The organism is Variovorax sp. J22P240 (assembly GCF_030316855.1).
Lineage (GTDB): Bacteria > Pseudomonadota > Gammaproteobacteria > Burkholderiales > Burkholderiaceae_C > Variovorax.
In genome coordinates this window covers 57,945-66,115 of the sequence record NZ_JASZYR010000022.1, presented here as the reverse complement: position 1 = coordinate 66,115, position 8,171 = coordinate 57,945, and the positions used below count along the sequence as shown (strand labels likewise).

Sequence of the window (8,171 nt, the reverse complement as noted above, 5' to 3'; positions counted from 1 at the left end):
TCACGGTGAAGCTGATCAACCCGATCGCGATGGAAGAAGGCCTGCGCTTCGCCATCCGTGAAGGCGGCCGCACCGTCGGTTCGGGCGTCGTGGCCAAGATCCTCGACATCTAAATTAAGGATCGCGAAGGGGTATAGCTCAATTGGCAGAGCGTCGGTCTCCAAAACCGAAGGTTGTAGGTTCGATTCCTACTGCCCCTGCCACCTAGGTGGCCCCCGAAACAAGCCCGTCATGTCCTGACGGGCTTCGGCGTCTCAAGCGACATATTGAATTGAAGGCTGCAAGGCCCCAGGAATAAAGCCCAAGATGGCCACTTCTCAAATCGAAACCGTGAGCACCAGTGCGGACAAGGCCAAGTTGGCCGTGGCCGTTGTGCTGGCGGTCGGCGCCATCGTGGCGTTCTATCTGCTTGCGCGCCAAGGTGCGATCGTGCAGTGGATCGCCTTGCTCGTCGGTCTGGCCGCGGCCGTGGGTGCATTTGCGAGTTCGGAGAGTGGTCGCCAACTGTGGGCCTTTGGCCGCGACGCGTGGCGCGAGGTCAAGAAGGTTGTCTGGCCGACGCGCAAGGAAGCGATCCAGATGACGGCTTATGTGTTTGCCTTCGTGGCCATCATGTCGATCTTCCTTTGGCTCACCGACAAGACGCTCGAATGGGTGTTTTTCGACCTCATCCTGGGCTGGAGAAAATAATGACTGACGACGCTGTCGAAGCCACGCCGGAAAGCACGTCTGTGCTGGCCGCGCCCGCTCATCCCGATCTTCGCTGGTATGTGGTGCACGCGTACTCCGGCATGGAAAAGGCCGTGGAGCGCAACATCACCGAGCGCATTGCCCGCGCCGGCATGCAGGAGAAGTTCGGCCGCATCCTGGTTCCGACCGAAGAAGTGGTCGAGATCAAGAACGGCCAGAAGCGGACGACCGAGCGCCGCTTCTTCCCCGGTTACGTCCTGGTCGAGATGATCATGGACGACGAAAGCTGGCACTTGGTGAAGCACACCAACAAAGTGACCGGCTTCGTGGGAGGCGCGAAGAACCGTCCGGCCCCGATCTCCCAGAAGGAAGTCGAGGACATCGTCAGCCAGATGCAACAGGGCACCGAGAAGCCACGCCACAAGGTGGAGTTCATCGTCGGCGAATTCGTGCGCGTCAAGGAAGGTCCGTTCACCGACTTCAATGGCACGGTCGAGGAAGTCAACTACGAGAAGAGCAAGGTGCGTGTGTCGGTCATGATTTTCGGCCGCGCCACGCCTGTCGAACTCGAGTTCAGCCAGGTCGAGAAGACCTGAGCCTCCGGTCGAAAGACCGGAACCATTCCGGCTGCGCGTTGTCCGACTCGGCGCGCGGCCTTGATCAAAGAGTCGTTTAACCCCGGGGAGCCGCGGCCCAGTGCCAAGGCGATATCACCCGCAAGGAGCAAAGCATGGCGAAAAAAATCGTCGGCTTCATCAAGCTGCAAGTGCCAGCTGGTAAGGCCAACCCGTCACCGCCCATCGGTCCCGCACTGGGCCAGCGCGGTTTGAACATCATGGAATTCTGCAAGGCGTTCAACGCGCAGACCCAAGGCGTAGAGCCGGGCCTGCCGCTGCCGGTGGTCATCACCGCGTTCGCCGACAAGAGCTTCACCTTCATCATCAAGACGCCGCCGGCGATCACCTTGATCAAGAAGGCCATCAAGCTCGAGAAGGGTTCCGCTCGTCCGCACACGGACAAGGTCGGCAAGATCACGCGCGCACAGCTCGAAGAGATCGCCAAGACCAAGATGAAGGATCTGACGGCTGCCGACCTGGACGCCGCGGTTCGCACCATCGCCGGCTCTGCCCGTTCGATGGGCGTGAATGTGGAGGGCGTGTAATGGCCAAGATCACCAAGAAACAAAAGGCCCTCGTGGGCAAGGTCGACAGCAACAAGCTGTACCCGTTCGCTGACGCCATCGGCATCATCAAGGAAGCCGCTACCGCGAAGTTCGACGAGTCGATCGACGTGGCCGTGCAACTCGGCATCGATGCGAAGAAGTCCGATCAAGTCGTGCGCGGCGCCGTTGTGCTGCCCAACGGCACCGGCAAGACAAAGCGCGTGGCGGTGTTTGCGCAAGGCGCCAAGGCTGAAGAAGCCAAGGCCGCTGGCGCCGACATCGTCGGCATGGACGATCTGGCAGCGATGGTGAAGGCTGGCGACATGCCTTTCGACGTTGTGATCGCCGCACCGGACGCGATGCGCGTCGTCGGTACGCTCGGTCAGATCCTCGGCCCGCGCGGCTTGATGCCCAACCCGAAGGTCGGGACGGTGACGCCCGACGTCGCGACCGCCGTCAAGAATGCCAAGGCAGGCCAGGTGCAGTTCCGCGTTGACAAGGCAGGCATCGTGCACGGCACGATCGGCCGCCGTTCGTTCGACAACGACAAGCTGCAGGGCAACCTTGCCGCACTGATCGAAGCGCTCGTCAAGGCCAAGCCGGCTACGAGCAAGGGTGTGTACCTGCGCAAGATCGCCGTGTCGTCGACGATGGGTCTGGGTGTCCGCGTGGACACGCAAACCATCGCTTCGCAAGGCTGATGTGCATGAAGGGTCTCGCTGCGGCGAGGTCCTGAGAATTTGCCCTGTTGCCGGTCAATCGGCAGCGGAGCAATGTGGTGGGTCGAGGCGGCGTCAAGCTGCCCCGGGCCATCCAAGACCGCTGGCGTGCAGTGAGTGCTGTACTTAATCGCTCCACGTTCCGTGAGGCAACCAGCGCAGATGGCGATCCCGCTGCAAAGGAATTCGTTTCCGAAACAGTTGGTCGCTGCATGAAGCGCGCTCCGAGGCCCAGGCCGAGGGCGCATTAAAAGGAGTAGACCTTGAGTCTGAATCGCAGTGAGAAAGAAGCGGTCATCAGTGATGTGACCAGCCTCGCCGCAAAAGCTCAAACGCTCGTGATGGCGGAATACCGTGGCATCACGGTGGCCGATATGACCAAACTGCGCAACGATGCGCGCAGCAAGGGTGTGAGCCTCAGCGTGTTGAAGAACACGCTGGCACGCCGTGCTGTCGCTGGTAGCGCGTTTGAGATCGTCGGCGACCAGATGACCGGTCCGCTGATCTATGGCTTCTCCGAAGACGCTGTGGCTGCCGCGAAGGTGGTGGCCGATTTCGCGAAGACTAACGACAAGTTGGTGATTCGCGGCGGCGCATTCGGTGGCAAGGCCCTGGACGTCGACGGCGTGAAGCAATTGGCCAGCATCCCTTCGAAGGAAGTGTTGTTGGCACAACTGCTGGGCTTGATGCAATCCCCGATCTCGCGCACGGCCCGTGTTCTGGCCGCGCTTGCCGAGAAGCGTGGTGGTGGCGATGCACCGGCCGAAGCTCCGGCCGAAGCGCAAGCTGCTTGAGCCTTGCGTTTGAAATATTCAACCCAATTGTTAGGAAATCAAAATGGCATTCGATAAAGACGCATTTCTGACCGCGCTCGACAGCATGACGGTCCTGGAACTCAACGACCTGGTGAAAGCCATCGAAGAGAAGTTCGGCGTGAGCGCCGCAGCCATGTCGGCCCCGGCCGCCGGTGGTGGCGCTGCCGCCGCTGTCGTCGAAGAAAAGACCGAGTTCAACGTTGTCCTGCTCGACGCAGGCGCGAACAAGGTGTCGGCGATCAAGGCTGTGCGCGAAATCACCGGCCTGGGCCTCAAGGAAGCCAAGGACCTGGTGGAAGCCGCTCCCAAGGCTGTCAAGGAAGGCCTGCCGAAGGCAGACGCCGAAGCAGCCAAGAAGAAGCTGGAAGACGCTGGCGCCAAGGTGGAACTGAAGTAATTCAGTCTCCCTTGAGGGCTGGAGTGTGCCGAAAGGCCCTCCAGCCTTTGCCGCTTTCAGAGCGCACCCAAAAACCGGCTTGAAAAAGCAACCCAAGACGGTTTTTGAGTGTCTTCTGACCCCGACTGCAGAAGACCCCCTTGGTTCGGGCGATGTGCAACGCATCGCCGTCCGCCAGGGCTGGTAGTGGCCAGCCGCCAAGGAGAGTGGTGCTCAGGCACCTCACCACGTCGCTGAAGATCTCAAGCTCCGGAGCTCTCATGGCCCAAACGTCCACGTACAGTTATACCGAACGCAAGCGCATCCGAAAGAATTTCGGCAATCGCGACAGCGTCGTCGAAATCCCCTACCTCCTGCAGATGCAGAAAGACGCGTACACCGCGTTCCTGCAAGCCGGCATCCCGCCTCAGAAACGCACTGTGGAAGGCCTGCAGGCTGCGTTCGACGCGGCGTTCCCGATCGTCTCGCACAACGGTTTTGTCGAGATGAAGTTTCTCGAATACAACCTGGCGAAGCCGGCTTTCGACGTCCGCGAATGCCAGACCCGCGGCCTGACCTTCGCCTCGGCCGTGCGTGCCAAGGTCCAGCTGATCATCTATGACCGCGAGTCGTCGACGTCGCAGTCGAAGGTGGTCAAGGAAGTGAAGGAGCAAGAGGTCTACATGGGCGAAGTTCCGCTCATGACCGAAAAGGGCTCGTTCATCATCAACGGCACCGAGCGCGTCATCGTGTCGCAGTTGCATCGTTCGCCGGGCGTGTTCTTCGAACACGACAAGGGCAAGACGCACAGCTCGGGCAAGTTGCTGTTCTCGGCCCGCGTGATTCCCTACCGCGGTTCGTGGCTCGACTTCGAGTTCGACCCGAAGGACATGCTGTACTTCCGCGTCGACCGTCGCCGCAAGATGCCGGTCACGATCCTGCTGAAGGCCATCGGCCTGAACCCGGAATCGATCCTCGCGAACTTCTTCGTGAACGACAACTTCCGCCTGATGGACAGCGGCGCGCAGATGGAGTTCGTCTCCGAACGCCTGCGCGGTGAAGTCGCACGCTTCGACATCACCGACAAGTCCGGCAAGGTCGTGGTTGCCAAGGACAAGCGCGTCACCGCCCGCCACACACGTGAACTCGAGCAGTCGGGCACCACGCACATCAGCGTGCCGGAAGACTTCCTGGTCGGCCGCGTCATCGCCCGCAACATCGTCGACCCCGACTCGGGCGAAATCCTGGCCAAGGCCAACGACGAGTTGACGGAAGCGCTGCTGAAAAAGCTGCGCACCGCCGGCGTGCAGGACGTGCAAGCGATCTACACCAACGAACTCGACCAAGGCGCCTACATCTCGCAGACGCTGCGCATCGACGAAACGGTGGACGAATTCGCCGCGCGCGTGGCCATCTATCGCATGATGCGCCCCGGCGAGCCGCCGACGGAAGACGCAGTGCAGGCTCTGTTCCAGCGCCTGTTCTACAACCCGGACACTTACGACCTGTCCCGTGTCGGCCGCATGAAGTTCAACGCCAAGGTCGGCCGCGACGAGTCGACCGGCCCGATGGTGCTGACCAATGAGGACATCCTGGCCGTGGTCAAGATCCTCGTGGACCTGCGCAATGGCCGCGGCGAAGTTGACGACATCGATCACCTGGGCAACCGCCGTGTGCGTTGCGTCGGCGAACTGGCCGAGAACCAGTACCGCACCGGTCTCGCGCGCATCGAGAAGGCTGTGAAGGAACGTCTGGGTCAAGCGGAACAAGAGCCGCTGATGCCGCACGACCTGATCAACAGCAAGCCGATCTCGGCCGCACTGAAGGAATTCTTCGGCGCCTCGCAGCTGTCGCAGTTCATGGACCAGACCAACCCGCTGTCCGAGATCACGCACAAGCGTCGCGTCTCGGCCCTCGGCCCGGGCGGTCTGACCCGCGAACGCGCTGGCTTCGAAGTGCGCGACGTGCACGTGACCCACTACGGCCGCGTGTGCCCGATCGAAACGCCTGAAGGCCCGAACATCGGCCTGATCAACTCGCTGGCCCTGTACGCCCGCCTGAACGAATACGGCTTCATCGAAACGCCGTACCGTCGCGTGGTGGACGGCAAGGTCACGATGGACATCGACTACCTGTCGGCCATCGAAGAAGGCAAGTACGTCATCGCGCAGGCCAACGCTGCGCTGGACAAGGACGGCAAGCTGACCGGTGACCTGGTCTCGGCCCGCGAAACCGGTGAATCGATCCTGGTGAGTGCCGAACGCGTGCAGTACATGGACGTGTCGCCCGCGCAGATCGTGTCGGTGGCTGCTTCGCTCGTGCCCTTCCTGGAGCACGACGATGCGAACCGCGCACTGATGGGCGCCAACATGCAGCGGCAGGCCGTGCCTGTGCTGCGTCCTGAAAAGCCGTTCGTCGGTACCGGCATCGAGCGCGTCTCCGCGGTCGACTCGGGCACCGTCGTGACCGCGACCCGCGGCGGTATCGTCGACTACGTCGACGCGACCCGCATCGTGGTGCGCGTGAACGACGCCGAAGCGGCAGCCGGTGAAGTCGGCGTGGACATCTACAACCTGATCAAGTATCAGCGTTCGAACCAGAACACGAACATCCACCAGCGTCCGATCGTCAAGCGCGGCGACAAGATCGCCAAGGGCGACGTGGTCGCCGACGGCGCGTCGACCGACCTGGGCGAGCTCGCGCTTGGCCAGAACATGCTGATCGCGTTCATGCCCTGGAACGGCTACAACTTCGAAGACTCGATCCTGATCAGCGAGCGCGTGGTCGCCGAAGACCGCTACACCTCGATCCACATCGAGGAACTGGTGGTGATGGCTCGCGACACCAAGCTGGGTGCCGAAGAAATCACGCGTGACATCCCGAACCTGGCAGAGCAACAGCTCAACCGCCTGGACGAATCCGGGATCATCTACGTCGGCGCCGAAGTGCAGCCGGGCGACACGCTGGTGGGCAAGGTCACGCCGAAGGGCGAGACCACGCTGACCCCGGAAGAGAAGCTGCTGCGCGCAATCTTCGGCGAGAAAGCTTCCGACGTGAAGGACACCTCGCTGCGCGTCGACCAGGGCTCGCAGGGCACCGTGATCGACGTGCAGGTGTTCACCCGCGAAGGCATCACGCGCGACAAGCGCGCCCAGCAGATCATCGACGACGAGCTGAAGCGCTTCCGCCTCGACCTGAACGACCAGCTTCGCATCGTCGAAGCCGACGCGTTCGACCGGATCGAGAAGCTGCTGACCGGCAAGGTCGCCAACGGCGGCCCGAACAAGCTGGCCAAGGGCACCAAGCTCGACAAGGCCTACCTCTCGTCGATCGAGAAGTTCCACTGGTTCGACATCCGCCCGGCGGAAGACGAAGTCGCGGCGCAACTCGAGTCGATCAAGAACTCGCTTGAGCAGACGCGTCACAGCTTCGACCTCGCCTTCGAGGAAAAGCGCAAGAAGCTCACGCAAGGCGACGAGCTGCCCGCGGGCGTGCTGAAGATGGTCAAGGTCTACCTGGCCGTCAAGCGCCGCCTGCAACCCGGCGACAAGATGGCTGGTCGTCACGGCAACAAGGGTGTGGTGTCGAAGATCGTTCCGGTCGAAGACATGCCCCATATGGCCGACGGCACGCCGTGCGACATCTGCCTGAACCCGCTGGGCGTGCCCTCGCGGATGAACGTGGGTCAGGTGCTGGAAGTGCATCTGGGCTGGGCCGGCAAGGGCATCGGCCAGCGCATCGGCGACATGCTGCAGGCGGAGGCCAAGGTGGCCGAACTGCGCAAGTTCATGGACACCCTCTACAACGGCTCAGGCCGCAAGGAAGACCTCAGCAAGCTGAGCGATGCCGACGTGCTCGAAATGGCGGACAACCTGTCGCAGGGCGTGCCCTTCGCGACGCCGGTGTTCGACGGTGCCTCGGAAGAGGAAATCCGCGGCATGCTGAAGCTCGCCTATCCGGACGACATCGCCAAGCTGAAGGGCCTGACCCAAACCCGCACCCAGGCGTATCTGTACGACGGCCGCACGGGCGACCAGTTCGAGCGCCCGGTCACCGTCGGCTACATGCACTTCTTGAAGCTGCACCATTTGGTGGACGACAAGATGCACGCACGTTCGACCGGCCCGTACTCGCTCGTCACGCAGCAGCCACTGGGCGGCAAGGCGCAGTTCGGCGGCCAGCGTTTCGGGGAAATGGAAGTGTGGGCGCTCGAAGCCTACGGCGCTGCCTACGTCCTGCAGGAAATGCTGACGGTGAAATCCGACGACGTGCAAGGCCGTACCAAGGTGTACGAAAGCATCGTCAAGGGCGAACACTCCATCGAAGCCGGCATGCCGGAATCGTTCAATGTGCTGGTCAAGGAAATCCGTTCCCTGGGCCTGGACATCGAACTCGAACGCTCATAAGCA

Annotated in this window: 8 protein-coding genes and 1 tRNA gene; all 9 read left to right on the top strand. The window is 61.9% G+C overall.

The window, feature by feature from the left end:
- The coding region (locus tag QTI24_RS29255) for an EF-Tu C-terminal domain-related protein (protein WP_475539803.1) at positions 1 to 113 on the top strand (113 nt) is incomplete at its 5' end.
- A 14-nt stretch (positions 114 to 127) separates the two neighbouring features.
- Positions 128 to 203 (top strand) — tRNA-Trp (locus QTI24_RS29250).
- Between the two features lie 103 nt (positions 204 to 306).
- The gene (secE, locus tag QTI24_RS29245) at positions 307 to 690 is read left to right on the top strand and encodes a preprotein translocase subunit SecE (RefSeq protein ID WP_286605263.1); all 384 of its coding nucleotides are present in this window, start codon (positions 307 to 309) and stop codon (positions 688 to 690) included.
- Positions 690 to 1,286 (top strand): transcription termination/antitermination protein NusG, encoded by a 597-nt coding sequence (nusG, locus tag QTI24_RS29240; protein ID WP_286605262.1) that lies wholly within the window; start codon positions 690 to 692, stop codon positions 1,284 to 1,286. The genes secE and nusG overlap by 1 nt, the downstream gene beginning before the upstream one ends.
- A 134-nt stretch (positions 1,287 to 1,420) precedes the next feature.
- Positions 1,421 to 1,852, top strand: a complete 432-nt coding sequence (rplK, locus tag QTI24_RS29235; RefSeq protein WP_028252759.1) for a 50S ribosomal protein L11 — start codon at positions 1,421 to 1,423, stop codon at positions 1,850 to 1,852.
- On the top strand, positions 1,852 to 2,553 hold the full coding sequence (gene rplA, locus QTI24_RS29230) for a 50S ribosomal protein L1 (protein ID WP_286605260.1): 702 nt from the start codon (positions 1,852 to 1,854) through the stop codon (positions 2,551 to 2,553). Before rplK ends, rplA begins: the two co-directional genes overlap by 1 nt.
- 281 nt (positions 2,554 to 2,834) lie before the next feature.
- The gene (gene rplJ, locus QTI24_RS29225; RefSeq protein WP_286605259.1) at positions 2,835 to 3,365 is read left to right on the top strand and encodes a 50S ribosomal protein L10; all 531 of its coding nucleotides are present in this window, start codon (positions 2,835 to 2,837) and stop codon (positions 3,363 to 3,365) included.
- A gap of 43 nt (positions 3,366 to 3,408) precedes the next feature.
- Positions 3,409 to 3,783, top strand: a complete 375-nt coding sequence (gene rplL, locus QTI24_RS29220) for a 50S ribosomal protein L7/L12 (protein WP_286571675.1) — start codon at positions 3,409 to 3,411, stop codon at positions 3,781 to 3,783.
- Positions 3,784 to 4,043: 260 nt separating this feature from the next.
- Positions 4,044 to 8,168, top strand: coding sequence for a DNA-directed RNA polymerase subunit beta (gene rpoB, locus QTI24_RS29215; RefSeq protein ID WP_286605258.1), 4,125 nt, complete (start codon positions 4,044 to 4,046; stop codon positions 8,166 to 8,168).
- Positions 8,169 to 8,171 lie beyond the last annotated feature (3 nt).

Bases quoted from the DNA above. Each gene is read 5' to 3' on its own strand.
- secE (WP_286605263.1), top strand. From the start codon at position 307: ATGGCCACTTCTCAAATCGAAACCGTGAGCACCAGTGCGGACAAGGCC.
- nusG (WP_286605262.1), top strand. From the start codon at position 690: ATGACTGACGACGCTGTCGAAGCCACGCCGGAAAGCACGTCTGTGCTG.
- rplK (WP_028252759.1), top strand. From the start codon at position 1,421: ATGGCGAAAAAAATCGTCGGCTTCATCAAGCTGCAAGTGCCAGCTGGT.
- rplA (WP_286605260.1), top strand. From the start codon at position 1,852: ATGGCCAAGATCACCAAGAAACAAAAGGCCCTCGTGGGCAAGGTCGAC.
- rplL (WP_286571675.1), top strand. From the start codon at position 3,409: ATGGCATTCGATAAAGACGCATTTCTGACCGCGCTCGACAGCATGACG.
- rpoB (WP_286605258.1), top strand. From the start codon at position 4,044: ATGGCCCAAACGTCCACGTACAGTTATACCGAACGCAAGCGCATCCGA.